Annotated in this window: 20 protein-coding genes and 2 pseudogenes; 3 read left to right on the top strand and 19 right to left on the bottom strand. The window is 66.4% G+C overall.

Annotated elements, in window-relative coordinates:
• Window positions 1-9: 9 nt before the first annotated feature.
• Complete coding sequence (gene metF, locus ACCQ12_RS04195) at window positions 10-837, top strand: methylenetetrahydrofolate reductase [NAD(P)H] (RefSeq protein ID WP_166750273.1); 828 nt, start codon at window positions 10-12, stop codon at window positions 835-837.
• Between the two features lie 180 nt (window positions 838-1,017).
• On the top strand, window positions 1,018-1,647 hold the full coding sequence (locus ACCQ12_RS04190; protein ID WP_166743915.1) for a hypothetical protein: 630 nt from the start codon (window positions 1,018-1,020) through the stop codon (window positions 1,645-1,647).
• 117 nt (window positions 1,648-1,764) lie between these two features.
• Here the strand turns inward: ACCQ12_RS04190 and ACCQ12_RS04185 are convergent.
• The 5 genes and pseudogenes from ACCQ12_RS04185 to ACCQ12_RS04165 form a co-directional block, all read right to left on the bottom strand.
• Window positions 1,765-1,998 (bottom strand): annotated as a pseudogene (locus ACCQ12_RS04185) (AAA family ATPase); the annotation flags it as partial.
• A 47-nt stretch (window positions 1,999-2,045) separates the two neighbouring features.
• Window positions 2,046-2,993, bottom strand: coding sequence for a Nudix family hydrolase (locus tag ACCQ12_RS04180; RefSeq protein ID WP_372383019.1), 948 nt, complete (start codon window positions 2,991-2,993; stop codon window positions 2,046-2,048).
• A gap of 131 nt (window positions 2,994-3,124) precedes the next feature.
• Window positions 3,125-3,491: pseudogene (locus ACCQ12_RS04175) on the bottom strand (VOC family protein).
• A 470-nt stretch (window positions 3,492-3,961) separates the two neighbouring features.
• Entirely contained in the window at window positions 3,962-6,700 is a 2,739-nt protein-coding gene (secA, locus tag ACCQ12_RS04170; RefSeq protein ID WP_039404154.1) for a preprotein translocase subunit SecA, read from the bottom strand.
• Between the two features lie 166 nt (window positions 6,701-6,866).
• Window positions 6,867-7,811, bottom strand: coding sequence for a M23 family metallopeptidase (locus ACCQ12_RS04165; protein ID WP_372383018.1), 945 nt, complete (start codon window positions 7,809-7,811; stop codon window positions 6,867-6,869).
• Between ACCQ12_RS04165 and ACCQ12_RS04160 the strand changes: the two genes are divergently transcribed.
• Window positions 7,812-8,258, top strand: a complete 447-nt coding sequence (locus tag ACCQ12_RS04160; RefSeq protein ID WP_372383017.1) for a DciA family protein — start codon at window positions 7,812-7,814, stop codon at window positions 8,256-8,258.
• 320 nt (window positions 8,259-8,578) lie between these two features.
• On the opposite strand, the gene lpxC is transcribed toward ACCQ12_RS04160, so the two are convergent.
• From lpxC to rsmH, 14 genes are all read right to left on the bottom strand, one after another.
• Window positions 8,579-9,490, bottom strand: coding sequence for a UDP-3-O-acyl-N-acetylglucosamine deacetylase (gene lpxC / locus ACCQ12_RS04155; protein ID WP_047697596.1), 912 nt, complete (start codon window positions 9,488-9,490; stop codon window positions 8,579-8,581).
• Window positions 9,491-9,721: 231 nt separating this feature from the next.
• Window positions 9,722-10,957, bottom strand: a complete 1,236-nt coding sequence (gene ftsZ / locus ACCQ12_RS04150; protein WP_179453718.1) for a cell division protein FtsZ — start codon at window positions 10,955-10,957, stop codon at window positions 9,722-9,724.
• A 221-nt stretch (window positions 10,958-11,178) separates the two neighbouring features.
• A complete protein-coding gene (gene ftsA / locus ACCQ12_RS04145; protein WP_003485272.1) occupies window positions 11,179-12,414 on the bottom strand; it encodes a cell division protein FtsA in 1,236 nt (411 codons plus the stop codon).
• Window positions 12,411-13,247, bottom strand: a complete 837-nt coding sequence (locus tag ACCQ12_RS04140) for a cell division protein FtsQ/DivIB (protein ID WP_184439481.1) — start codon at window positions 13,245-13,247, stop codon at window positions 12,411-12,413. The genes ftsA and ACCQ12_RS04140 overlap by 4 nt, the downstream gene beginning before the upstream one ends.
• 124 nt (window positions 13,248-13,371) lie before the next feature.
• Entirely contained in the window at window positions 13,372-14,268 is an 897-nt protein-coding gene (locus ACCQ12_RS04135; RefSeq protein WP_372383552.1) for a D-alanine--D-alanine ligase, read from the bottom strand.
• Window positions 14,269-14,426: 158 nt separating this feature from the next.
• Entirely contained in the window at window positions 14,427-15,860 is a 1,434-nt protein-coding gene (murC, locus tag ACCQ12_RS04130) for a UDP-N-acetylmuramate--L-alanine ligase (protein WP_372383016.1), read from the bottom strand.
• Window positions 15,857-17,128, bottom strand: coding sequence for an undecaprenyldiphospho-muramoylpentapeptide beta-N-acetylglucosaminyltransferase (gene murG / locus ACCQ12_RS04125; protein WP_372383015.1), 1,272 nt, complete (start codon window positions 17,126-17,128; stop codon window positions 15,857-15,859). Before murG ends, murC begins: the two co-directional genes overlap by 4 nt.
• Entirely contained in the window at window positions 17,125-18,504 is a 1,380-nt protein-coding gene (ftsW, locus tag ACCQ12_RS04120; protein ID WP_228334889.1) for a putative lipid II flippase FtsW, read from the bottom strand. Before ftsW ends, murG begins: the two co-directional genes overlap by 4 nt.
• Window positions 18,504-19,589: a phospho-N-acetylmuramoyl-pentapeptide-transferase gene (mraY, locus tag ACCQ12_RS04115; protein WP_372383014.1), complete on the bottom strand. Its 1,086-nt coding sequence runs from the start codon at window positions 19,587-19,589 to the stop codon at window positions 18,504-18,506. The genes ftsW and mraY overlap by 1 nt, the downstream gene beginning before the upstream one ends.
• Window positions 19,579-21,135, bottom strand: coding sequence for a UDP-N-acetylmuramoyl-tripeptide--D-alanyl-D-alanine ligase (locus ACCQ12_RS04110; protein WP_372383013.1), 1,557 nt, complete (start codon window positions 21,133-21,135; stop codon window positions 19,579-19,581). Before ACCQ12_RS04110 ends, mraY begins: the two co-directional genes overlap by 11 nt.
• A complete protein-coding gene (locus tag ACCQ12_RS04105) occupies window positions 21,132-22,607 on the bottom strand; it encodes a UDP-N-acetylmuramoyl-L-alanyl-D-glutamate--2,6-diaminopimelate ligase (RefSeq protein ID WP_372383551.1) in 1,476 nt (491 codons plus the stop codon). The genes ACCQ12_RS04110 and ACCQ12_RS04105 overlap by 4 nt, the downstream gene beginning before the upstream one ends.
• 8 nt (window positions 22,608-22,615) lie before the next feature.
• On the bottom strand, window positions 22,616-24,487 hold the full coding sequence (locus tag ACCQ12_RS04100; RefSeq protein WP_047697612.1) for a peptidoglycan D,D-transpeptidase FtsI family protein: 1,872 nt from the start codon (window positions 24,485-24,487) through the stop codon (window positions 22,616-22,618).
• 55 nt (window positions 24,488-24,542) lie between these two features.
• Window positions 24,543-24,806 (bottom strand): cell division protein FtsL, encoded by a 264-nt coding sequence (gene ftsL, locus ACCQ12_RS04095; RefSeq protein WP_005991913.1) that lies wholly within the window; start codon window positions 24,804-24,806, stop codon window positions 24,543-24,545.
• On the bottom strand, window positions 24,803-25,900 hold the full coding sequence (gene rsmH / locus ACCQ12_RS04090) for a 16S rRNA (cytosine(1402)-N(4))-methyltransferase RsmH (protein ID WP_372383550.1): 1,098 nt from the start codon (window positions 25,898-25,900) through the stop codon (window positions 24,803-24,805). The genes ftsL and rsmH overlap by 4 nt, the downstream gene beginning before the upstream one ends.
• Window positions 25,901-25,908 lie beyond the last annotated feature (8 nt).

Raw genomic sequence — 25,908 nt, 5'->3', positions numbered from 1 at the left:
GCCGCCGCGATGACGCATCTCAGTTTCGAGTTCTATCCGCCCAAGACCGACGACCAGCGCGCGCAGCTGGACCGCACCGCGGCCAGGTTGAAAGGCTACGCGCCGGAATATGTCTCGTGCACCTTCGGTGCCGGCGGCTCCACGCTCAGCTACACCTCCGAGACGGTGCGCCACCTCAAGCAGAAGCACGGGTTCGAAGCGGCGCCACACCTGTCCTGCGTCGGCGGCAGCCGCCAGGAGATCCGCGAACTGCTCAAGTTGTATCGCGCCATCGGCTGCACCCGCATCGTGGCATTGCGCGGCGACCTGCCCTCGGGCATGGGCCATCCCGGCGACCTGCGCTACGCCTCGGACCTGATCGCCTTCATCCGCGCCGAGCACGGCGATGCCTTCCGGATCGAAGTGGGCGCCTATCCGGAAACCCATCCGCAGGCGGCCGATGCGCTGAGCGATCTGCGCTATTTCAAGGCCAAGGTGGATGCCGGCGCGGATGCGGCCATCACCCAGTATTTCTACAACGCCGATGCCTACTTCCATTTCCGCGATGCGGTACAGCGCATGGGCGTGGCGATCCCGATCATTCCCGGCATCATGCCGATCTCCAATTTTTCACAATTGCGGCGCTTTTCCGAGCAGTGCGGCGCGGAGATTCCGCGCTGGATCGGCAAGAAGATGCAGTCCTATGGCGACGATGCCGACGCAGTGCGTGCCTTCGGTGCGGAAGTGGTGGCCACGTTGTGCCAGCGCCTGATCGCCGGCGGCGCGCCGGCGCTGCACTTCTACACGCTCAACCTGGCCAAGCCGACCACCCAGGTGCTGCAGCTGCTCGGTCGCTGAGCGCAGCAGCGCACCTGGCCACGGGCAATGCGCCGCACGTGCGTTACCCTCGCCGCCGGCTTGCACTTGCTGCGCATGGCGCAAGTCGGTAACCGGCAGGCCTGCCACATCGGGGGCTGTCATCAAGTCCACCACGTAGGCGTGGCCGGCGGCACCAGACCCGGAAGGCCATGAATCCTGGTGTTTGTCGCCAGCTCACACGTGGCCGGCTACGCTGCGCGAATGCCCCGCATCCTGCCCATGCTGTTGCTGCTGTTTGGCCTGTCTGCCGCTACCGGCCTGCAGGCACAGGAGATCCGTCGCTGCGTGACGCCGGATGGGCAGACCATGTTCACCGACCGCCGCTGCGAAGATGTGGGCGCCGCTACGCGCGCGCCACCTGCCCCGCGCGCGCCGGGCAACACCGGGCTGCATCGCTATGGCTGCCCCCGGCGGCTGAGCGAGCTGGTGACGCTGCTGCAAACCGCCGTAGACAGCCGCGACGTCAATCGATTGTCCAGCCTGTACCTGTGGAGCGGGCAATCCGACGCGGCGGCCAACCAGGTGCTGAGCCGGCTGGAGGCCATCGTGCAACGCCCCTTGCTGGACATCGTGCCGATGTATCCGCAAAGCGACCCGCCCACCTGGGACGTAGACAACACCGCAACAACACCCTCGCTGGACGGCAGCGCAATCGATGCGCCCTTGCCGGCACCCACGCGTCCCCGCCCATGGGGATTGCGCCTGGAACAGAACCTCGCCAGCGGCACCCCGGCGCGCAGCGTGTTGCGGCTCCGCCGGCAGTACAACTGCTTCTGGGTGACGTTCTAGCGCAGCGCCCCCTTGAAGGACGCCAGCGGATTGCAGTGGTGAAGTACCTTCGTCGGTGGAGCGTATCGGCTCCGCGAGTCCGTTGGACCCCATGCCTCTGGAGGTGACGCCTGCAGGCTACGCGGCAAGCCGGTCCATGATCTGAGTAGCCGACTGCTGCGGGTTCAGCCCGGCGCTGTCGATCACCCAATGCGGCTCGGTCCACACCGCATATTCATGCGCGAGTACGGAGGACCAATCCGGCACGCGCAGTCCGACCACGTCGCTCCGACGCGATTCCACGCGCTGCCGATGCATCTTGCGATCGCTGCACACTCCTTCGATTTCCAGCAGGCGGCTGCGTGTGCGGCGATCGCCCGGCAATCCGCCGAACACCACCAAGGTTGCTGACGACGCAGTCACTGCGGCCACAGCGCGCGAATCGCCGCAATACCTTGTGCGCCGTGGGAACGCGCTTCGCGCAGGTCGTCGGCCTGCATCCCGCCGAGTGCGTAGATCGGCAGCGCGACCTGCTCGCGCAAGCGTTCAAATCCGTCCCATCCCAACGGCGTCGCGCCTGGATGCGACGCCGTCGCCTGCACCGGCCCCAGCACCGCAAAATCACAGCCGAGCCGTTGCGCGTGACGCAGATCCTCCAGGCCATGGCACGACGCGGCGACGACCTGTTCGGCTGGCAACGGACGCTCCTGCAAGGTGGCAAGTTGCTCCGAGCCCAGATGCACGCCGATGCCGAGCTCCCCGGCCAGCGCGATGTCGCGGTTGAGCAACAGCTGCGCGCGTGCACGACCACGCAAGCCCATCACCTGTTGCAGCAAGGCCCTCCAGCGCGCGGGCTCGGCCTGCCGTGCGCGCAACTGGATGCGCGTGACTCCGCTGTGCAATGCGCGCTCCAGACCTTCCAGCCATAACGCAGCGTCATCGGGTTCGGGGGTGATCAGATAATGGTCGGGCTGACGCAGCACGCCCACCACCGGCACGTCGGCCGGCGGCATCGAATAGCGGGCAAGCTTGTCGGCCGCCACCCAGGTCATCGCCTGGCCCTCGCGTCCGCGCGGGCTGCCTTTCCAGGCAGTGATGTGGCGCACTTCCAGGCGCAGGCGCTTGTCCGGATACAGCTGCGGCACCTCCATGACCCACTCGCCTACCTGCGCCTCGATGCCGAGCTCTTCGTTGAGCTCACGCACCAGCGCCTGCTCGGAGGTTTCGCCAGGTTCGCGCTTGCCACCAGGGAACTCCCACAGCCCCGGCATGTCGCGGGTTTCGGTGCGGCGGGTCAACAGGATCCGACCGCGGGGGTCGGTGATCACGCCGGCAACGACGTGAATGGATCGAAGGGAATCGGGCATGGCGCAAGAGTGCCGCGAGTGGGCCACTCGGCGCAATCGCTTGAGGGCTGGGATGCGTGATGCGGGATTGGCTAACGCCTGTATTGCACCAGCTGTTACAAATCCCCAATCACGAATCCCCAATCCCGGCTTCACAAAGGCTGCCCGATTCGCCACAGCACGCCGCTGGGATCGTGCAAGGTGAAATCGCGCGCCCCAGGGCCGGTCTTCTGGAGCGCTGAAGCTCACACTGAACTGCGCATCCAGGCCGATGTCGTGCACGTGCTGCCACCAGGCGTCGGCATCGTCCACCCACAGATGCAGCATCAGGTTCTCCGCCAACTCGCGCACGTAAAAATCCTGCAGCAAGAACGCGCACTGCGCGCCATGCCGAAAGCAGGTCACATTGCCGACCTCGTCTTCCTGCACGAATCCGAGCGCGCGATAGAACCGGTGCGACACCGCGTAATCGCGCGCAGGCACGAAGACCTTCAGTTGCTGGCTGGACAGCTGCGACATGACCGCACTCCACGCAGGACGGGCAATGAGCATACGCCCCGCAATCGCACAGACGCAGCAGCGTGACGCACGGCGGCACAGGTAACGCATCAAGCGATTTACGACTGCGTAGCTGCAGCTCACGCTCACCAGAGTAGGCGTCTTGAACGCGCGGTTCTGGCGTTGATGCCGTGGTATCCCACCGAATGCCGACCGACTCAACCAGCAACACTGTTACCAGGAAGTCGGCCCAACGCACGCAGGATCGGGAAGCAGGACCTTGCGCCCAGCCTCCAACATTCACCGCTCACTTTTCAAACAATTTCCACTTCTCAAGAGCCCCACCAACTCCCCGTAAGCAGAGCCCCCCTTGGTAAGGGGGGCGCGCCGAAGGCGCAGGGGATCGGAAGCAACACCGTGAGCCCGCTATCCGCGTTGCGGATAGCGGGTGAGCAGCCCGCAAAGCGGGCTGCTCCACGGTCAACTCAGCATCAGCTGAGTTGACCGTGGCAGTGCTTGTACTTCTTGCCGCTGCCGCAGGGGCACGGGTCGTTGCGGCCGACCTTGGGTTCGTCGCGGGTGACCTGCGAGACCGGCACCGGGGCGTTGGCGCCCTGCATCTGTTCCACTTCTTCGTCGGCACCATAGCCGCCGGCATCCTGGTGCTGGAACTGCGAAGCCATCAGGCGGGCTTCGGCCTGGCGACGCTCCTGCTCTTCCAGCTCGGCCACTTCGTCTTCGCTGCGGATACGCACGCGCGCCAGCAGGTTGATCACCTCGCGCTTGACGTTCTCCAGCATCTCGGAGAACAGCTCGAAGGCTTCCTTCTTGTATTCCTGCTTGGGCTGCTTCTGCGCGTAACCACGCAGGTAGATGCCCTGGCGCAGGTAATCCATCTTGGCCAGATGCTCCTTCCAGCCCTGGTCGAGCACGGTCAGCATCACGTGCTTTTCCAGTGCGCGCATGGTGTCGTTGCCCACGGCCGCTTCCTTCTCGGCGAAGTGCGCGTCCACCGCTGCCTGCACCTTGGCGGCAATCTGTTCGGCGTCCAGTTCTTCCTGGGTGCGTGCCATTTCGCGTAGCGCCAGTGGCATGCCCAGTTCCGATTCCAGCGTGGCTTCCAGGCCCTGCAGGTCCCACTGTTCGTCCACCGAGTTGGGCGGCACGAAGCGTGCGACCAGGTCGTAGATCACATCGCCGCGGATGCCGTCGACGTTGTCCTTGACCGATTCGGCATCCAGCAACTCGTCGCGCTGGGCATAGATCACCTTGCGCTGGTCGTTGTTGACGTCGTCGAAATCCAGCAGGTTCTTGCGGATGTCGAAGTTATGCGCCTCCACCTTGCGCTGCGCCTTTTCGATCTGCCGGCTGACCAGGCGATCTTCGATGACGTCGTCTTCCTTCATGCCCATCATGCGCATCGCCTTCTGCACCCAGTCCGAGGCGAAGATGCGCATCAGGTTGTCTTCCAACGACAGATAGAAGCGCGACGAACCCGGATCGCCCTGACGACCGGCACGGCCGCGCAGCTGGTTGTCGATACGACGCGATTCGTGACGCTCGGTCCCGATGATGTGCAGGCCACCGGCCGCCTTGACCGCGTCGTGCCGACGCTGCCATTCGGTCTTGACCTGGAAGCGCGCTTCTTCGGTCGCCTCCTCGCCGAGTGCGTGGTATTCGGACTCGAGCGACCCACCCAGCACGATGTCGGTACCGCGACCGGCCATGTTGGTGGCAATGGTCACCGCGCCCGGCTGGCCGGCGTTGGCAACGATGGTGGCTTCGCGCTCGTGCTGCTTGGCGTTGAGCACTTCGTGCTTCACGCCCGCCTTGCGCAGATGCTCGGAGAGCATCTCCGAGGTTTCGATCGAGGTGGTACCCACCAGCACCGGCTGGCCGCGCTTGGCGCAGTCTTCGATATCGGCCAGCACCGCATTGAACTTGCCCTTGCGGTTGAGGAACACCTGGTCCGGATGATCCTTGCGCACGGTCGGGCGGTTGGTCGGGATCACCACCACTTCCAGCCCGTAGATGCTCTGGAATTCGTAGGCTTCGGTGTCGGCCGTACCGGTCATGCCGGACAGCTTCTTGTACATGCGGAACAGGTTCTGGAAAGTGATGCTGGCCAGCGTCTGGTTCTCGCGCTGGACCGGCACGCCTTCCTTGGCCTCGACCGCCTGGTGCAGGCCGTCGGACCAGCGCCGCCCGGACAGCGTGCGGCCAGTGAATTCGTCGACGATGACCACTTCGCCATCGCGCACGATGTAGTCCACATCGCGCTGATAGATCGCATGCGCACGCAGCGCGGCGTTGAGGTGGTGCACCACGCTCAGGTTCTGCGCGGCATACAGGCCGTCTTCGGCATTTTCCAGGATACCGGCCTGCATCAGCAGTTCTTCGGCGTGGCCCATGCCCGCCTCGGACAGATGCACCTGCTTGCCCTTCTCGTCGATCCAGTAATCGCCCTCGCCTTCCTCGCTTTCCTGCTTGGTCAGCTGCGGCACGATGCGGTTGACGCGGATGTACAGCTCCGGCGACTCGTCGGCCGGGCCGGAAATGATCAGCGGGGTGCGCGCTTCGTCGATCAGGATCGAGTCGACTTCGTCGACGATGGCGTAATGCAGGTTGCGCTGGTAACGGTCGGCCCGCGACAGCGCCATGTTGTCGCGCAGGTAATCGAAGCCGAACTCGTTGTTGGTGCCGTAGGTGATGTCGGCAGCGTAGGCGGCGTGCTTGTCGCTATGCGGCATGCCCGGGTACACCACGCCCACGCTCAGGCCCAGCCAGTTGTACAACTTGCCCATCTGCGCGGAGTCGCGACGCGCCAGGTAGTCGTTGACCGTGACCACGTGCACGCCCTCGCCCTGCAGTGCGTTGAGGTACACCGGCAGGGTCGCCACCAGGGTCTTGCCTTCTCCGGTGCGCATCTCGGCGATCTTGCCCAGGTGCAGCACCATGCCGCCGATCAGCTGCACATCGTAATGGCGCATGCCCAGCACGCGGCGGCTGGCCTCGCGGCACACCGCAAAGGCTTCGGGCAGGATCTTGTCCAGGGACTCGCCGGCGGCAAGCCGCTGCTTGAACTCCGGGGTCTTGGCTTGCAGCTCGGCGTCGGAGAGCTTCTCGATCGTCGGCTCCAGCGCATTGATCTGGGTGACGAGGCGGTTGAGCTGGCGCAGCTGGCGTTCGTTACGACTGCCAAAGACACGGGTAAGCAGACTGTTGATCATTGAAGAAACCGGTTGAAAAGGAACGGTTTGACCGACGCCGGTCCCCAAGACCCGACCGCCGTAAACGAAACAGGGCGCACTGCGCCCTGTCATGGCAACACCCTATTGTAGCTTGGGGCGAGCCTTCACGAATCAAGCAGCTCCGCGGGAGCCTGCCATGCCTTCGTCAACCGCGCCCTCGACGCCCCACCGGCGTGTTGGTGTCGCCCAGGAACTTGCGCGGATTGACCACGCGCCCGTCCGCCCAGACCTCGAAATGCACGTGTGCGCCGGTGGACCGGCCGCTGGAACCGGCCCTGGCCACCTGCTGGCCGGCACGGACCAGGTCGCCCACCTTCACCACCAGCCGCGAGTTGTGCGCATAGCGGGTCACGTAGCCGTTGCCGTGGTCCACCTCGACCACATTGCCGTAGCCGCCGCGCACGCCGGCATAGCTGACCACGCCGTCGGCGACCGACATCACCGGGTCGCCCACGTTGGCATGGAAATCCACACCCTTGTGGAAGGCCGAGCCGCCATCGAACGGATCGGCGCGGCCGCCAAAGCCGGAGGTGATGTAGGTATTGCGGATCGGCATCCGCGACGGCACCGCGTTCTGCTCGAGCTGATGATCGAACATCAGCGAGGCCAGCACGTTCAGTTGCTGCCCGGACGCGGAAAACTGCTGTTCGACCTGGCCCAACGTCTCGGTGAGCTCCTTCACCGGCATGTCGCTGACCGGCTCGTCGCCGCCACCGACGCCGACCGGCTCGTCAAAGTCGAACTCGCCGTCCTTCAGTTTGCCCATTTCGGTCAACCGCTCACCCAGCGCATTGAGGCGGGTGGCCTGCGCCTGCAGCTCGCCCATGCGGGCCGCCAGCGCGTTGACCTGCGCCTGCGAGGCGCGCTGCGCCTGGGCCAGCTCGACCTGCTGCTGCGCGACCTTGGCCTGCAGCGCGGAATTGGTCACCATGCCGGTCGCGGTACTGGCGCCGACGCCCATCAGCATGCCCAGGCCAAGTACCGCGCCAAGGACGACCATCGGCCGATCTGCGGCAAAGCCCTGGATCTGCTGGGTCAATCGTTCTGCCCGTGTCTGACGGGATTTGATTACAACTTTTTTCAACGCCATATGAGTGTCATGTCCAAGCCCAAGTCCAACGCACGCAACCCCTCCACACCACAACCGGCCATCGAGGCCGCGCTGGGGGAAAAGGCTGGCGACCCGTTGCGCCGGGCCTTGTGGCTCGATGCGCTGGACCGGCAGTTGCGTCCCCTGTTACCGCCCCATCTGGTCACCCGTTGCCGGTTGGCCAATGTCCGAGGCGAACAGCTCGTTTTTCTGGTTGATTCACCGATCTGGCATGCCAAGGTGCGGCTTGCCGAGACCCAACTCCTTGATGCCGCCCGATCCCTCGGATTGAAGGCCACCGCAGTGACCGTCAAGACAGCAAGCACTCCGCTGCATTCCCCAACACAGCAGAACCGCGACCGTCCACGGCCGGTATCCGAAGCCACGCACAAAGGTCTACGCGAAGCGCTGGCGTCCTTGCAGGACGTCTTACCGACCAAGCGGTGACGTCCTGGCCGCCGTCTCGAAGCGACCGCCTGTGCGTGAAAAGATTGCGAAGACCACGCACGACCCGACGCATCCTAGCGGGCGTGGAGGCCGCAGGAGTTAGAGAAGTCTTAAATAAAAGTTAAGAACCGACCTGAAATCTGACAGAGTTCACACTTTGAATGCCGATTGCGGCATTCCCTGACACAAACGCTGCCGAATGCTCGGGTGCGCCGGGGCAGATGGCACGCGTGACACGGCAGCGGATGCCGGGCGCTGCAACGCTGGGCCTCGGCCTCGGCCGCGCCCGTCGCCCGCTGCACGGGGTTCGATCAGCGCCGTCAGGCGTAGACAGGGCTGGCGTAGGTGACCGGCGGCTGCTGGGACCCTTGCGGGTAGCTCACCCATTCCCAGGCAGCCTGATCCGCCAGCAGGGCGCGCACCAGCTTGTTGTTGAGCGCGTGGCCGGACTTGAAGCCTTCGTAGGCACCCAGGATGGCGCCGCCGGCCAGATACAGGTCGCCAATGGCGTCCAGGATCTTGTGGCGGACGAATTCGTTGGTGTAGCGCAGGCCGTCCTCGTTGAGCACGCGGAACTCGTCCAGCACGATGGCGTTGTCCATCGAACCACCCAGGCCCAGATTGCGCTCGCGCATGTATTCGAGGTCGCGCATGAAGCCGAAGGTACGGGCGCGCGAGATTTCCTTGACGTACGCCGAGGTGGAGAACTCGATTTCCTGGCGCGACTGCTTGGCCGGGATCATCGGGTGGTTGAATTCGATGGTGAAGCCCAGCCTGTAGCCGTCATACGGCTCGAAGCGCGCGACCTTGTCGCCCTCGCGCACTTCCACCGGCTGTTTGATGCGGATGAAACGCTTGGGCTTGTCCTGCTCGACGATGCCTGCCGACTGCAGCAGGAACACGAACGGGCCGGACGAGCCATCCATGATCGGCAATTCGGCCGACGACAGTTCGACGATGACATTGTCCACGCCCAGCCCGGCCAGCGCCGACATCAGGTGCTCGACGGTCTGGATCTTGGCGCCGTTGCAGGTCAGACCGGTACACAGCGTGGTCTCGGTGACCAGCTCCGCATCGGCAGGCACTTCGACCACCGGCTCCAGGTCCACACGTCGGAACACCACGCCATGGTCGACCGGGGCCGGTCGCAGCGTCATATAGACCTTGTCGCCGCTGTGGAGGCCGACGCCGGTGGCGCGAATGGTGTTCTTGAGGGTGCGTTGCTGGGTCATATGCGAAGTCTGGGGGAACAATGCAGACAGACGCTGAACCGGCTGTCTAATCCGTTGAGATTATCCGAATTTTAACAAGTTGCGCGTGACGAGCGCTGTAATCCTGCGGTCACGCCAGTGCAAAAGCTGCCGGACCGTCACCGATCCGGCAGAAAGGACATGGCATTACAGCCCCGAGGCAACCCTCGGGTGGGACGGGCGACGCCGCCGTGGCGGCGCCGCCGGCGCCCCTCAGTCGGCCTGGCGGCGCAGGAACGCCGGAATGTCCAGGTAATCGTTGGGCAGGTCTGCGGCCGGCGGTGCGGAATTGCCGGTGCCGTGGCTGCTGCCGACCGAATCGCTGCTCGGGCGACGCAGGCCCAGACCCATGCTGCCGCCGACGGCCTTGGACACCGCATCGCCGCTGGAGGCGTCGAAGTCGCCGAACTCCGGCTGGCCGGTGGTGGCGTTGCGCACCAGCTTGATCGGGGCGCGCTGGTCCGGACGCTGGGTCTGACGGGCAACCGCACGGTTCAGGCCGGTGGCGACCACGGTGACGCGCACTTCGTCCTGCATGTCCGGATCGAGCACGGTGCCCACGACCACGGTCGCATCTTCGGAAGCGAACGCTTCGATGGTGCGGCCGATCTCGTCGAACTCGGACATGGTGAAATCCGGACCGGCGGTGATGTTGACCAGGATGCCGTTGGCACCGGCCAGGTTCACATCGTCCAGCAGCGGGTTCTGGATGGCGGCTTCGGCGGCGGCCTGCGCGCGGTCATCGCCACGTGCCGAGCCGGTGCCCATCATGGCCAGACCCATTTCCGACATCACGGTGCGCACGTCGGCGAAGTCGACGTTGATCAGGCCCGGACGCACGATCAGGTCGGCGATGCCCTGCACGGCACCCTGCAGCACGTCGTTGGCCGCACGGAATGCCTGGATCATGGTGGCGTTGCGGCCCAGCACGGTGATCAGCTTTTCATTGGGGATGGTGATCAGCGAATCGCAATGCTGGCTCAACTCTTCGATGCCCTTCAGCGCCACCTGCATGCGGCGACGGCCTTCGAACGGGAACGGCTTGGTGACCACGGCCACGGTCAGGATGCCCATTTCCTTGGCCAGCTGTGCGACGACCGGTGCGGCACCGGTGCCGGTACCGCCGCCCATGCCGGCGGTGATGAAGACCATGTCCGCACCCTGCAGTGCGTCCATGATGCGCTCGCGGTCTTCCAGCGCGGCCTGACGACCGACTTCCGGATTGGCGCCTGCGCCCAGGCCCTTGGTGACGTTGGTGCCGAGCTGCAGCTGCAACTTGGCGCCGCAGTTCTTGATCGCCTGCGAGTCGGTGTTGGCGGTGATGAATTCCACGCCATCGACATTGGTGTTGACCATGTGCGCGACGGCATTGCCGCCACCGCCGCCGACGCCAACGACCTTGATGACCGCGTTGGGAGCCATTTTTTCAATCAGTTCGAAATGTGCCATGTCAGTGTCCTCTTGTATGAAGCCGGGACCCGGGGCTCGGGACCCGGGACCCGGGAAGCGATCTCCCGGCTCCCGGCCCGAAACTCGGACCGGCAAAATGTTTCTTATGAATGCTGCGTGCCGCTCAACCACCTACCGATTCAACCCAATCTCTCCGCCACCTTCCGCTGTCCGCTTTTTTGCTCTTCCGGGTCCCGGGTCCCGGGTCCCGCGTCCCGGCCTCAAAATTCGCCGCGATACCAATTCTTCAATTTCTTGAACAAGCTGCCCGCGCGCCCGGTCGGGATCGACGGACGGCGCGGATGTTCGATCTGGCTGCCCATCAGCAACAGGCCAACGCCGGAGGCGTGCACCGGGTTGCCGACGACTTCGCCCAGGCCGGTGACGTGCTGCGGGATGCCCACGCGCACCGGCATCTGCAGCATTTCTTCGGCCAGTTCCACCACGCCTTCCATCTTCGAGGCGCCGCCGGTGAGCACCATGCCGGCGCGCACCATTTCTTCAAAGCCCGAACGGCGCAATTCGGCCTGCACCATCTCGAAGATTTCTTCGTACCGGCCCTGCACCGCCTGCGCCAGCGCATGCCGCGGCATGCGGCGAGGCGGGCGGTCGCCCACCGACGGCACCTGGATGCTTTCTTCGGCGGTGGCCAGCTGCGCCAGCGCGCAGGCATAACGCACCTTGATCTGTTCGGCTTCCGGGGTGGGCGTGCGCAGCATGTGCGCAATGTCGTTGGTGACGTGGTCGCCGGCGATCGGCAGCGAGGCGGTGTGGCAGATCGCGCCTTGCACGTACACCGCCAGATCGGTGGTGCCGGCGCCGATGTCCACCAGTACCACGCCCAGCTCGCGCTCGTCGGCGGTCAGCACGGCCACCGAGGAGGCCAGCGACGACAGCACCAGATCGTCCACCTGCAGGCCGCACTTCTGCACGCACTTGGTGATGTTGGCCGCGGCCGACTGCGCGCACACCACCAGGTGCGCATGCACCTCCAGGCGCACGCCGGTCATGCCGACCGGGTTGCGGATGCCTTCCTGCGAATCGTCCAGCACGTACTCGCGCGGAATGGCATGCAGGATGCGCTGATCGGCGGGAATGGCCACGGCCTTGGCGGCATCGAGCACGCGCTCCAGATCGCTCCAGGTCACTTCGCCATCGCGGATCGGCACGATGCCGGGGGAGTTCTTGCACTGCACGTGGTTGCCGGAGATCGAGGCATACACCGAGCGGATTTCGCAGCCGGCCATCAGCTCGGCTTCTTCCACCGCACGCTGGATCGACTGCACGGTGGATTCGATATCCACCACCACGCCGCGCTTGAGACCGCGCGATTCATGCGAACCGATGCCGATCACTTCGATCGGATTGCCGGGCGAATACTCGCCGACCAGCGCGACGACCTTGGAGGTGCCGATGTCCAGTCCAACGATGAGGGATTTGTCGCCTTTGCGGTTCATGTCTTAAAGCCGGGAATAGCGAATGGGGAATGGGGAATCGTCAACAGCGGTACACGAATGCGGGGAGAGTTGAGAACAAGTGTGTGAGGCGCAGCGGGCGATGCGGGCTTTGGCTTCTTCTCGATTCCCGATTCCCCATTCTCCATTCGCCGTTCGACCGTAAAGCCATTGGTGTAGCGCAGGTCGGCGCGGGCGATCGGGCGTTGCGGGTCGGCCAGCTGCGGGAGCACGCGGGCGAAGCGTTGCAGGCGGGCGCGGGCATCGTCGCGGCCGATCACGATCTGCACGCCGTTGCTCAAGCCCAGCGACCAGCTGCCGCGCGCATCCATTTCAAGACGCTCCACATCCAGCCCGGTCGGCGCGAACAACGCGCGCGATTCGTTGTAGAGCGCCACCACCTCCTGGGTCTTGCTGTCCGGGCCACCGAGTTGCGGCAACTTGAAATCCTTCAACAGCGGCGGGGTGCGGAACAAGCGGCCCTGCTCGGACAACATGCGGTCGGTTCCCCAGCGCGCGAACGGCTTGTGCTCGGTCACGTGCACTTCCAGCACGTCCGGCCAACGCTTGCGCACCTGCGCACTTTCCACCCACGGCAAGCGCGCGATGGCGTCTTGCGCGCTCTGCAACTTCACCGCGAAAAAGCCCGCGCGCGCATATGGCAGGACCACCGCACGCAACTGCTCGGCCGGCACCCGCTTGAAATCGCCCGACACCCGCAACCGCGCCAGCGGCCAGCGCTCGGCGCCGACCCAGCCGTTGAGCACGGCCACCACCGGCAACGCGACCAGCGCCACTGCGAGCAACCACGCCAGGATGCGCAGGGTGGCGTTCATGGGTGTGCTCCGCACACGGGATTCGGCATTGGGGATTGGGGATTCGTCACGGCAACGGCAACAGCAACAACGCGCATGGCGCCGCCGTTCACCAATCCCGAATGCCGAATCACCAATCCCTGCGTCATAGCGTCTGCTCCAGCACGCGCCAGACCAGTTCTTCGAAGTCGATACCGAGCTGGCGGGCGGCCTTGGGCACCAGGGAGTGGCTGGTCATGCCCGGGGCGGTGTTGACCTCAAGCAGATAGAGCTCGCCGCTGCTGCCATCGCGCATCACGTCCACGCGGCCCCAGCCGCAGCAGCCGGCAGCGCGGAACGCGTCCAGGGCGAGCTGGCGGATCTGCGCTTCGGCCTCGCCTTCCAGGCCCGGGCACAGATACTGCGTGTCTTCGGCAATGTACTTGGCGTTGTAGTCGTACCACTGGCCCTTGGGCACGATGCGGATCGACGGCAGCGCGGTGTCGCCGAGCACGGCAACGGTCAGTTCATCGCCTTCGATCAATTGCTCCATCAACAGCGCACCGTCGTAGCGGGCAGCCAGGGTCACCGCCTCTTCGAGCTGTGCCTGGTCGAACACGCGGCTGACGCCGACGCTGGAGCCTTCGTTGGCCGGCTTGACGATGACCGGCAAGCCGATCTGCCGGGCCGCGGCATGGATGTCGTCGGCGCTGGCGCCGGCGGCCAGACGCGCGTAGCGCGGCGTGCTCAGGCCCAGCGACAGCCACACCTGCTTGGTGCGGATCTTGTCCATGCTCAGCGCCGAGCCGAGCACATCCGAGCCGGTGTACGGCACGCCGAACGCTTCCATCAGGCCCTGCACGATGCCGTCTTCGCCACCGCCGTTATGGCCGTGCAGCACGTTGAAGACGCGATCGAACTGCTGTGCGACCAATGCCTTGGCCAACGCCGGAATGCCATCGACCGGCTGTGCATCCACACCGCGTGCGCGCAGCGCTTCCAGCACATTGCTGCCGGAGTTCAACGACACTTCACGCTCGGACGAGGTGCCGCCGAGCAGCACCGCAACGCGGCCGAATGCGGCCGGGTCGCTGGTGCGTTTGTGAAGGCCGGGACCCGGGACCCGGGACTCGGAACCCGTTACAGCGGCATGCGTGCGCTGATTGCCCTGCTGTTCCCCGGTCCCGGGCCCCGGGTCCCGGGTCCCGATAGAAGACATGCTCACGCCGCACCCCCGACAAAGCCGTTGTTGGTGATGTGCTGGGCCACATAGCCGATATCGCCGGCGCCCATCATCAACAGCAGGTCGCCGTCCTGCAGCACGTCGGGCAACACTTCGGCCAGGCCGGAAATCTGGCCTACGACCACCGGCTCGCTGCGGCCGCGCGCACGGATGGCGCGTGCCAGCGCACGCGAATCGGCGCCGGGGATCGGCGCTTCGCCGGCCGGGTAGACCTCGCTCAACACCAGTGCATCGACCGTGCTGAGCACTGCGGCGAAGGCGTCGAACTGGTCACGGGTGCGGCTGTAGCGGTGCGGCTGGAAGGCGACGACCAGGCGCTTGTCCGGCCAGCCGCCACGCGCTGCAGCGAACACCGCTTCCAGTTCGCGCGGGTGATGGCCGTAATCGTCGACCACGCGCACACGTGCACCGGTGCTGGTGGTGACTTCGCCCAGATCGTTGAAACGACGGCCGATGCCGGCGAAGTTTTCCAGCGCGCGCGCAATGGTCTGCGGCTCCACGCCCAGCTGCCAACCGATTGCGGCGGCGGCCAGGGCGTTGAGCACGTTGTGACGGCCCGGCAGCGCCAGCGTGACCGGCGTGGTGGTGCCTTCGGGCAGACGCAGCGTGAAGCGCATGCGCGGGCCGTCCTGCACCACATCCTCGGCGCGCACGTCGGCGTTCTCGCTCATGCCGTAACTCATCACGTGACGCGGCGTCTTGCCGGCCAGTGCGGCCACTTCCGGGTCGTCGATGCACAACAGCGCCAGGCCGTAGAACGGCAGGCGCTGCAGGAATTCGGCGAATGCGGCCTGCACGCGGGCGAAGTCGTTGCCGTAGTTTTCCAGGTGATCCGAATCGATGTTGGTGATCACCGCCATCAACGGATTCAGGCGCAGGAAGCTGCCGTCGCTCTCGTCGGCCTCGGCGACCAGCCACTGCCCGCCACCGAGCTTTGCGTTGGCACCGGCGGCCAGCAGCTGCCCGCCGATGACGAAGGTCGGGTCCAGGCCACCTTCGCTCAGCACGGCTGCCGCCAGGCTGGTGGTGGTGGTCTTGCCATGCGTGCCGGCCACGGCGATGCCACGGCGGAAGCGCATCAGCTCGGCCAGCATCGCTGCGCGCGGCATGATCGGAATGCGCTGGCTGCGCGCTTCCATCAGCTCGGGGTTGTCTTCGCGGATGGCACTGGACACCACCACGCAATCGGTGCCGAGCACGTTGGCGGCGGAGTGGCCGCGCATCACGCGCGCACCCAGCTTGGCCAGCCGCCGCGTCGCCGCGTTATCCGAATTATCCGAACCGGACACTTCATAACCCAGCGTCAGCATGACCTCGGCAATACCGCTCATGCCGGTGCCGCCGATGCCGACGAAATGCACGCGCGGAAATGCGCGCACCAGATCGCCACTGTCCTGCAGACGGCGGATCACAGGGCACCTCCTGCGGAGCCGGGACCCGGGACTCGGGACCCGGGACCCGGGGAAAACGCAGCGGCGCCGCGCGCCTGCCCGCCGAAATCGTCTGCATGCATGCCTTTCTGCTCTTGCTGTTGCTTGTGTGCTTCCGGGGTCCCGGGTCCCGGGTCCCGAGTCCCGGCTTCTTCCAAAATGATGTCGGCGATCCGCTCTGCGGCATCCGGCTTGGCCAGGGTGCGGGCGGCTTGCGCCATCGACAGGCGACGGGCCGGGTCGTTGAGCAGGGTCTGCAGGAGCTGCTGCAGACGCACCGCGAGGCTGTCGTCCTGCTTGAGCAGCACGGCGGCATCGGCGCTGACCAGGTATTCCGCATTGCGGGTCTGATGGTCGTCCACCGCTGCGGCGAACGGCACCAGCACGCTGCCGATGCCGGCGGCGCACAGTTCGGCCAGCGTGGATGCACCGGCGCGGCACACGACCAGATCGGCCCAGGCATAAGCGGCCGCCATGTCGGCGATGAAGGGTTCGACACTGGCGTTGACACCGGCCTGTGCGTACGACGCTTCGGCTTCGGCGCGCAGCTTTTCGCCGCACTGATGCCGCACCTCGACATCCGGGTAACCGAGTGCAGCCAGCGCGGCCGGCACGGCCTGATTCAATGCCCGTGCGCCCTGGCTGCCGCCAAGCACCAGCAGGCGCACCGGGCCATCGCGGCCCACCAGACGTGCAGCCGGCGCAGGCAGTGCGGCAATGTCGGCACGCACCGGGTTGCCTACCGCTTCTTCGCCGACGAAGCTGCCCGGGAAGCCGGTCAGCACGCGGCGCGCGAAACGCGACAGCACCTTGTTGGTCATGCCGGGCGCGCGGTTCTGTTCGTGCACAAGCAGCGGCGTGCCGAGCAGGCGTGCGGCCAGGCCGCCCGGGCCGGCCGCAAAGCCGCCAAAACTGATCACCGCACGCGGTTGGCGCTTGCGCAGCACGAAGCCGGCGGCGCGCACCGCGCGCATCACCCGCACCGGTGCACCCAGCAACTTCACCACGCCCTTGCCACGCAGGCCGCTGATGGCCAGGGTGTCGATCTGGATGTCGTGCTGCGGCACCAGACGGGTTTCCATTGCGCCATCGGCGCCCAGCCAGGTCACCGGCACGCCGCGCGCGCGCAATACCTTGGCCACGGCCAACCCCGGGAAGATATGCCCGCCGGTGCCGCCAGCCAGAATCATCACAGGCCGAGCTCCGGCAGACACTGCGGATGCTTGCGAGGCAGTCGCATCAACGCTCATGCGATCCTCCCGAACGTCGGTTCCACGCGCGGCTGCATGCGGCTGGTGCCGCGCAAGATCGCCGATGCCGGTGCCACGGAAGCGGCAGCGACTGGTGCGGCGGCCACCGGCGCGGCGGCAGCAGCGGTCTCGCGCTGCGGCTTGCGCGCGGGTGAATACGGCGGCGGCGCCGCGTCGGCGACAGGTTCGGCCGGCTCGGCAGCCGCAGTGCCCGCACCCTGCGGCGACAACTTGCTGCGCAGGCGCTCGGCACGATCCATTTCATAGGACACGCGCAGCAACAGGCCCATCGCCACGCAGGTCATCAGCACCGACGAACCGCCGGAGGAAATCAGCGGCAAGGTCAGGCCCTTGGTCGGCAGGATGCCCAGGTTGACGCCCACCGACACGAAACTCTGCAGGCTGATCCACAGGCCGATGCCGAACGCGATATAGCCGGAGAAGTGGCGCTTCATTTCCACGCAGCGCATGCCCAGCCAGAACGCACGGCCGACCAGCAGCGCGTACAGCGCAATGACACCGCAGACGCCGACGAAGCCCAGCTCTTCGGCGATCACCGAGAAGATGAAGTCGGTATGCGCCTCGGGCAGATAGTTGAGCTTCTGCACCGAGGCGCCCAGGCCCGCGCCGGTCCACTGACCACGACCGACTGCCATCAACGCATTCGACAGCTGATAACCGGAGCCGAGCTGGTCGGCCCACGGGTCCAGGAACGAGGTGATACGACGCAGGCGATACGGCTCCAGAATCGCGATGAAGGCGAACACCGGCAGGCCGAACACGATCGGCATCGACATGCGCGGCAGGTTCACCCCGCCCAGCACCAGCATGCCGGCGGTGATCGCCAGCAGCAGCGTGGACGAGCCGAAGTCTGGCTGCATCAGCAACAGGCCGACCAGCGCGATGGCCACGCCCAGCGGCTTGAGCATGGCCGGCCAGGTGGCGTTGACTTCATCGCGGAAGCGCACCAGGTAGCTGGACAGCCATACGATGTAGAGCACCTTGACCGCTTCGACGGTCTGGAACTTGGACACGCCCAGGTTGATCCAGCGCTTGGCGCCGTTGACGCTGCTACCCAGCCCCGGCACGAACACCACCATCAGCAGGCCGAAGCAGGCCAGCAGCAACACCTGGTTGTATTGCTCGATGGTCTTGAGCTCGGTGCGCATCGCCCAGAACGCCAGCCCGATGCCGATGCCCAGGAACAGCAGGTGACGGGTCAGGTAATAGAACGGGTTATCCGACAACTCGATCGAGCTGGAGGCCACCATCACCACGCCCAGCGAGGCGAGCGTGGCGGCCGCGCCGAGCAACCACGGGTCGTAGCGGCCGCCGATGGCGTCCAGTCGCGTGGCCTGGCGGGACATGTCGTTCATCAGCGCACCTTCAACGTGGCAAGGCCGATCAGCACCAGCACCACCGAAATGATCCAGAAGCGCACGATCACCCGCGGCTCCGGCCAACCCTTGAGTTCGAAGTGGTGATGGATGGGCGCCATGCGGAACACGCGCTTGCCGGTCAGCTTGAAGCTGGCCACCTGGATCATCACCGACAGGGTTTCGATCACGAACACGCCGCCCATGATCACCAGCACCATTTCCTGGCGCACGATCACCGCGATGGTGCCGAGCACCGCGCCCAGCGACAGCGCGCCGATGTCACCCATGAACACCATGGCCGGATAGGTGTTGAACCACAGAAAGCCCAACCCTGCCCCGGCGATCGCCGAGCAGATGATGATCAGCTCGCCAGCGCCTGGAATCAGCGGGATTTTCAGGTATTCGGCAAACACCACGTTGCCGGAGGCATACGCGAACACGCCCAGCGCGCAGGCCACCAGCACGGTCGGCATGATCGCCAGGCCGTCCAGGCCGTCGGTGAGGTTCACCGCGTTGGAGAAGCCCACGATCCAGAAATAGGCGATCACCACGAAGCTCACGCCGGCCAGCGGCAGCGCGATCGACTTGAACATCGGAATGTAGAAGGTGATCGCCGCCGGCACGTCGGCGGTGTAGTACAGGAACAGGCCGGCGGCCAGACCGAAGATCGACTGCAGCAGGTATTTCCAGCGCGATTTCAGGCCATTGGGGTCGCGGCGGACGATCTTGATCCAGTCGTCGTACCAGCCGATCGCACCGAAGCAGATCATCACCGCCAGCACCAGCCAGACGTAACGGTTGCGCAGGTCGCCCCACAGCAGCACCGACATGGTGACGGTGAGCAGGATCAGCGAGCCGCCCATGGTCGGCGTGCCGGCCTTGGAGAAATGCGTCTGCGGGCCGTCCTGGCGGATCGGCTGGCCACCCTTGAACTGGGCCAGCTTGCGGATCACCGCCGGGCCCATCCACAACGACAGGAACAGTGCGGTCAGCGCGGCCAGGATGCCGCGGAAGGTCAGATAGTTGAACAGCCCGAACAGGCTCTCCAGTTGCTGCAGCCAACGCGCCAACTCAAGCAGCATGGGAGGCATCCTCCGCCGGTGCGAGCAGCGCGGTGACGATGCGGTCCATGGCGCTGCCGCGCGAGCCCTTCACCAGCAGCGTGATGGCGCGGGGACCCGGGACCCGGGACCCGGGACCCGTAGAAGCGGGTGCGGGCTGCGACTGTTGTTGTTCTATCAAAGCGTGTTCCTGCGCATTTTCTGATGCGTCGTGCTGTTGCTGTTGCTGTTCCCGGGTCCCCGGTCCCGGGTCCCCGGTCCCGGCTTCGGCAAGATCCGCCCGCAACGCCTCGATCAGCTCCGCATGCGTGGCAAACACCCGGCCACCTTCACCGAACGCCTGCGCGGCGGCGGCACTGAGTTCGCCCAATGCATACAGACGCTGCAACTTGGCCGCGCGTGCGCGCCGCCCGGCGGCGGCATGCAGGGCGGCACCTTCCGGGCCGAGTTCGCGCATGTCGCCCAGCACCAGCCAGCCATCGCCCGGCGCGGCGGCCAGTGCATCGATGGCCGCGTCCAGCGAGCCGGGGTTGGCGTTGTAACTGTCGTCGATCAACAACGCGCCGCCGGGCAGCCGATGCGCGATCTGCCGGCCGGCCACCGGGCGCGCCTGCGCCAGGCCTGCGGCAATGACCGGCAACGCGATGCCGGCGCCGAGCGCCAGCCCGGTGGCCGCCAGGGCGTTGAGCACGTTGTGGCGACCGGGCAGCGGCAGCGCAATCTGCGCCTCGCCCTGCGGCGTCACCAGCGTGAACTGTGCGCCGTCGGCCTGCAGCCGCAGCTGGCGTGCACTGATGTCGGCGCTGGCCTGCAAGCCATAGCGCAACACGCGACGGCCCTGCAGCGGCTGCGCCAGCAGTTGCTGCTCGAACCAGGCGCCGAACGCGTCGTCGGCGTTGATGACCGCCACGCCATCGGCCGGCAACGCGGCGTAGATGGCGCCCTTGGTCTGCGCCACGCCGAGCAGGCTGCCCAGGCGCTCCAGATGCGCCGGCGCGATGTTGTTGACCAACGCGACCTGCGGCCGCGCGATGTCGGTGAGATAGGCGATATCGCCCGGCTTGCCGGCACCCATTTCGTAGATCGCCACGTCGGCATCGTCCGGCGCGGCGATCACCGCCAGCGGCAGGCCGATTTCGTTGTTGCGGTTGCCCGGCGTGGCGTACACGGTGGTGCCGTCCACGCGCCCGGCTTCGGTCAGGATCGAGAGCAACAAGGCCTTGACGCTGGTCTTGCCGTTGGAACCGGTCAGCGCAACCACGCGGGTGGCGCGGTCGCGCTGCATGCCGGCGGCGATCCGCGCCAACGCCAGCTCGGCATTTTCCACCACCACCTGCGGCACGCTCAGCGCCGGCAACAGGCGCTCCACCAGCAACCCGCTGGCGCCGTGCGCCACTGCGTCTGCGGCAAAGTCGTGCCCATCGAAACGCTCGCCGCGCAGCGCCACGTACAGGCTGCCGTTGGACAGCGTGCGCGTGTCGTTGCTCACCGCATCGATCATGGCGTCGTCGCCCTGCAGCTCGCCGCCTGCCCAGTGCGCAATCAACGACAACGGGGTGAGCTTCATGCGCGCACTCCCAGCGTGGTGCGCGGCAGCAAGGCCTGCGCGGCCACGGCGGCATCGTCGAACGCATGCCGCACGCCAGCGACTTCCTGGTAGGGCTCGTGGCCCTTGCCGGCGATCAAGACGATGTCGGCGGCGCTGGCCATGCCGATGGCCTGATGGATCGCGGCGGCGCGATCGCGCTGCACGATGGCCGCGTCCGGGTGCGCAAAGCCGCGCAGGATGTCGGCCACGATCGCATCGCCGTCTTCGCCGCGCGGATTGTCGTCGGTGACGATCGCCACATCGGCATTGAGCTCGGCAATCGCCGCCATCTGCGGACGCTTGCCGGTATCGCGCTCGCCACCGCAACCAAAGACGCAGATCAACCGGTCCTGCGCATGCGAGCGCAGGCTCGCCAAGGCCTGTTCCAGCGCATCGGGGGTGTGCGCGTAATCCACCACCACCAGCGGTGCGCCGTGCGCGCCGCCGAGCCGGTTCATGCGGCCGTGGATCGGCTGCAGCTGCCCAAGCACATCGGCGATCCGCGCCGGCGCATGGTCCAGCGCAGACAACGCACCAGCCACTGCCAGCAGGTTGTCCACATTGAAGCGCCCCAGCAACGGCGAGCGCACCGCATGCGCCTCACCGGCGATGTGCAGCGTGAAATTGATACCGGTGTGGTCCAGCTGCAGATCGCTGGCATGTACGCCGGCATCGGCCTGCCCGCGTGAACTCACACCGATCGCGCGCAGCGCAGGATCGAGCGAGGCAAACAGCGTGCGGCCGAAGCCATCGTCCAGATTCACCACCGCCGCCTTCAGCCCGGCACGGGTGAACAGCCTGGCCTTGGCGGCGCCGTACTGCGCCATGTCGCCGTGGTAATCGAGATGGTCGCGGGTGAGATTGGTGAACACCGCCACGTCGAAATGCACCGCGTCCACGCGGCCCTGGTCGAGCGCGTGCGAGCTGACTTCCATGGCCACCGCCTGCGCACCGTCATCGCGCAGCTGCGCCAGCAGCGCATGCGTGGACAGCACCAGCGGCGTGGTGAAGCCGGTCGGCACGGCAGCGCCGTACAGGCCGACGCCCAGCGTACCGAGCGTGCCGGTGGGTGTGCCGAGCAGCGTCAGCGCCTGCGCCAGCAGCTGCACGGTGGAGGTCTTGCCATTGGTGCCGGTGACGCCGAGCATGCACAGCGCGCGCGACGGATGGCCATGGAACTGGTCGGCCATGCGGCCCAGCCGCGCGCGCAGGCCCGGCACGGCGATCGCATCGGCCGGCGCCGGCAGATCGTCCGGTGCGGGCGGCTCGAACAACACCGCCACCGCGCCGTTGGCACGCGCCTGTTCGACAAAGCCCAGCCCGTGTGCGCCGAAACCGGCGATGGCCACGAAGGCATCGCCCGGGCGTACCGCGCGGCTGTCCATCACCAGGCCCGACACCTGCACGTCGTGCGCCAGCGTCAGGTCCGGCAACAGCTGCGACAGCGGCAGCGAGCGGCTCACTGGCGGCTCTCCTGCAGCGGCGCGGGCTGCGCGGATGCAGGCGCGGCCGGCGGCGGCGCGGCGGCGGTCGGAATACCGGCCGAGACTTCGTCCACCGGGTCAGGTACCAGCGCCGGATCAAGATCGACCGGCTGCGGCTTGACGATCGGCTGGCCGGTCTTGCCGGCGGCCTGCGCGGCCAGCCACGACTGGATATCGTCCGGCGGCACGTCCATCAGGCGCAGCGCACCTTCCATCACGCGATGGAAGACCGGCGCGGAGACCAGGCCGCCGTAATACACCTTGCCCTGCGGATCGTTGATCACGATCACCGTGGCAAAGCGCGGGCGCGTGGCCGGCACCAGGCCGGCAAACAGCGCGTTGTAGTGCCCGCGCTCGTAGCCGTTGGCGCCGTTCTTGCGTGCCGTACCGGTCTTGCCGGCCACGTGATAGCCCAGGATCGCCGCGCCCTTGGCACCGCCCTGGGTGACCACGGTTTCCATCATGTCGATGACCTGCCGCGCTACTTCCGGCGTCACCACCTGGCGGGTTTCGTTGTGCTGGCCGCGCACGAAGGTCGGCGGCGTCAGCTTGCCGCCGTTGCCCAGCGTGGCGTAGGCCTGCGCGATCTGCAGCGGCGTCACCGACAGGCCGTAGCCGTACGACATCGTGGTCTTGGACGGGCCGCTCCAGCGTGCCGGCTGCAGCACCACACCGGACGATTCGCCGGGGAACCCGCTGTGCGGTGCGCTGCCATACCCGAAGTTGCGGATCGACTGATAGAAGGTCTGGTCCGGCACCTTGGCCGCGATCTTGGCCGCGCCGATATTCGAGCTGCGGGTGATCACGCCGGTGACGTTGAGCACGCCGTTGTTGCGCGGCACATCGCGGATGGTGAAACGCCCCACCGACATGAAGCCGGGGTTGGTGTCGATGACGGTGTCCTTGGTCACCACGCCGGCAGTCAGCGCGGTAGCCACGGTCAGCGGCTTCATCGTCGAGCCCGGCTCCACCAGGTCGGTGACGGCGCGATTGCGCCGCGCCGACGGATTGATCCCGGTCACCGAATTGGGGTTGTAGGTCGGCAGGTTGACCATGGCCAACACTTCGCCGGTGGCCACGTCCATCACCACCATCGACCCGCCGGCCGCATTGTTTTCGACCAGCGCGTTGCGCAGTTCCTTGTAGGCCAGGAACTGGATGCGGCGGTCGATGCTCAGGGTCAGGTCCTTGCCCGGCTGCGCCGGACGCACCAGATCCACGCTCTCCACGATGGCGCCGCGCGCATCGCGCACCACCTTCTTGGAGCCGGGCTTGCCGCGCAACCACTCGTCGAACGCCAGCTCCAGACCTTCCTGGCCGCGGTCGTCGATGTTGGTGAAGCCCAGCACGTGGGCCATCGCTTCGCCTTGCGGATAGAAGCGACGAAACTCGCGCTGCGAAAACACGCCCGGGATCTTCAGATCGACGATCGCATGTGCCTTGTCCGGATTGATCCGGCGCTGCAGGTACATGAACTCCTTGCCGGCCTTCTGCGCCAGCTTGGCGTTCAGCTCGTCCAACGGCTGGCCGAGCGCCTTGGCCAGCTCGGGAATGCGGTCCGGGTTGCGCAGCAGTTCCTGCGGATTGACCCAGATCGATTCCACCGGCGTGGACACCGCCAGCGGCTCGCCGTTGCGGTCGGTGATCATGCCGCGCGAGGTGGCGATCGGCAGTTCACGCAGGTAACGCGCTTCGCCCTGGCGCTGATAGAAATCGCGGTTGACCAGCTGCACATAGGCCGCCCGGCCGATCAGGGTGACCGAGCACAGCCCCAGCGCCACGCCCACCAAGGTGAGGCGGCCGCGCAGGTTGAAATTGCTGCGGGGGCGGTTGCGACCAGCCTTCACCGCATACCTCCCTGCAAAAAGCTTGGCCGTGCAAAACGGCTGTCGCGCGAATTCGTCATGGGCGCACCACCACGATGTCGTTGGTCTCCGGGAACTTCATCCCGATGCGCGCACGCGCGACCTGATCGACACGATTGCTTTCCGCCCAGGTGGCCTGCTCCAGCTGCAACCGGCCGAATTCGATGTTCAACTCGTCGCGCGTGTGTTCGAGCTTGGACAGCTGCACGAACAGCTTGCGATGCATGTGGCGCATGTACACCACCCCGATCGCCGAGGCGATGCTGCAGGCCAGCAGCACGATGAGGAGCAAGCGGCTCATGGCACGCTCCGGAGGAGCGTGTTCGGGACCCGGGACTCGGGACTCGGGACCCGAAAAAAGCGAGCAGCCGAGGCGGCCCGATCTTCATCGCCGTCGCCGTTGCGCCTGCTGTCACCGAGTCCCGGGTCCCGGGTCCCGGGTCCCGCCAGCTTCTCGGCTACCCGCAACACCGCGCTGCGCGCGCGCGGGTTGATGCCCAGTTCGGCGTCGTCGGCCTTGATCGCGCCGCTGACCAGTTGCAGCGTCGGTACGAAGGGTTGCGCTTCGGGCAGGCGGCGGTTGCTTGGCGGGGCCTTGGCGTAGCGGGCCATGAACTGCTTGACGATGCGGTCTTCCAGCGAATGGAAGCTGATCACCGCCAGCCGGCCGCCCGGCTTGAGTGCGCTCAGGGCCGCGTCCAGCCCGGCTTCCAAGTCGGCCAGCTCACGATTGATGTGGATGCGGATCGCCTGGAAGCTGCGCGTGGCCGGGTGGGTCTTGCTGTCGCCGCGCGGCATCACCGAGGCGATCAGGTCGGCCAGCTGCGCGGTGCGCAGCAGCGGCTGCTCGGCACGACGCGCCACGATGGCGCGCGCGATGCGGCGGCTCTGGCGTTCTTCGCCATAGGTCCACAGCACATCGGCAATCTCGCGGTCGCTGGCGTGGGCCAGCCACTGCGCCGCGCTCTGGCCGCTGTCCGGGTCCATGCGCATGTCCAGCGGGCCGTCCTTGCCGAAACTGAAACCGCGCCCGGCCACGTCCAGCTGCGGCGAGGACACGCCCAGGTCCAGCAGAATGCCGTCGACGGTCGCCGCGGCGACCACCTGGCCAAGGCCGGCGAAGCTGCCGCGATGGATGGACACGCGCGCATCGCCACCGAACGCCTGTTCGGCCACCGCGATCGCTTCAGGGTCCTTGTCCATCACCAGCAGTCGACCTCCCGGGCCAAGGTGTTCCAGCACGCCACGTGCGTGTCCGCCACGCCCGAACGTGCCATCGAGATAGGTTCCGCCTTCGGTCACCTGCAGGCCATCCAGAACCTGCGTGTACAGCACCGGCACATGGGCCGCCGGCGGCTGCGACACCGGGTGACCGGGCTGCGCTTCACCGCGCATCCGGGCAC

The sequence above is a fragment of the Xanthomonas sp. NCPPB 1068 genome (assembly GCF_041479385.2).
In the GTDB taxonomy this organism is placed as follows: domain Bacteria; phylum Pseudomonadota; class Gammaproteobacteria; order Xanthomonadales; family Xanthomonadaceae; genus Xanthomonas; species Xanthomonas cannabis.
Note: the sequence above shows the minus strand (reverse complement) of the source record. Positions and strands in the feature narration are given on the sequence as shown.

Bases quoted from the DNA above. Each gene is read 5' to 3' on its own strand.
- metF (WP_166750273.1), top strand. From the start codon at position 10: ATGACGCATCTCAGTTTCGAGTTCTATCCGCCCAAGACCGACGACCAG.
- ACCQ12_RS04180 (WP_372383019.1), bottom strand. From the start codon at position 2,993: ATGCCCGATTCCCTTCGATCCATTCACGTCGTTGCCGGCGTGATCACC.
- secA (WP_039404154.1), bottom strand. From the start codon at position 6,700: ATGATCAACAGTCTGCTTACCCGTGTCTTTGGCAGTCGTAACGAACGC.
- ACCQ12_RS04165 (WP_372383018.1), bottom strand. From the start codon at position 7,811: ATGGCGTTGAAAAAAGTTGTAATCAAATCCCGTCAGACACGGGCAGAA.
- ACCQ12_RS04160 (WP_372383017.1), top strand. From the start codon at position 7,812: ATGAGTGTCATGTCCAAGCCCAAGTCCAACGCACGCAACCCCTCCACA.
- lpxC (WP_047697596.1), bottom strand. From the start codon at position 9,490: ATGACCCAGCAACGCACCCTCAAGAACACCATTCGCGCCACCGGCGTC.
- ftsZ (WP_179453718.1), bottom strand. From the start codon at position 10,957: ATGGCACATTTCGAACTGATTGAAAAAATGGCTCCCAACGCGGTCATC.
- ftsA (WP_003485272.1), bottom strand. From the start codon at position 12,414: ATGAACCGCAAAGGCGACAAATCCCTCATCGTTGGACTGGACATCGGC.
- ACCQ12_RS04140 (WP_184439481.1), bottom strand. From the start codon at position 13,247: ATGAACGCCACCCTGCGCATCCTGGCGTGGTTGCTCGCAGTGGCGCTG.
- murG (WP_372383015.1), bottom strand. From the start codon at position 17,128: ATGAGCGTTGATGCGACTGCCTCGCAAGCATCCGCAGTGTCTGCCGGA.
- ftsW (WP_228334889.1), bottom strand. From the start codon at position 18,504: ATGAACGACATGTCCCGCCAGGCCACGCGACTGGACGCCATCGGCGGC.
- mraY (WP_372383014.1), bottom strand. From the start codon at position 19,589: ATGCTGCTTGAGTTGGCGCGTTGGCTGCAGCAACTGGAGAGCCTGTTC.
- ACCQ12_RS04110 (WP_372383013.1), bottom strand. From the start codon at position 21,135: ATGAAGCTCACCCCGTTGTCGTTGATTGCGCACTGGGCAGGCGGCGAG.
- ftsL (WP_005991913.1), bottom strand. From the start codon at position 24,806: ATGAGCCGCTTGCTCCTCATCGTGCTGCTGGCCTGCAGCATCGCCTCG.
- rsmH (WP_372383550.1), bottom strand. From the start codon at position 25,900: ATGCGCGGTGAAGCGCAGCCCGGTCACCCGGTGTCGCAGCCGCCGGCG.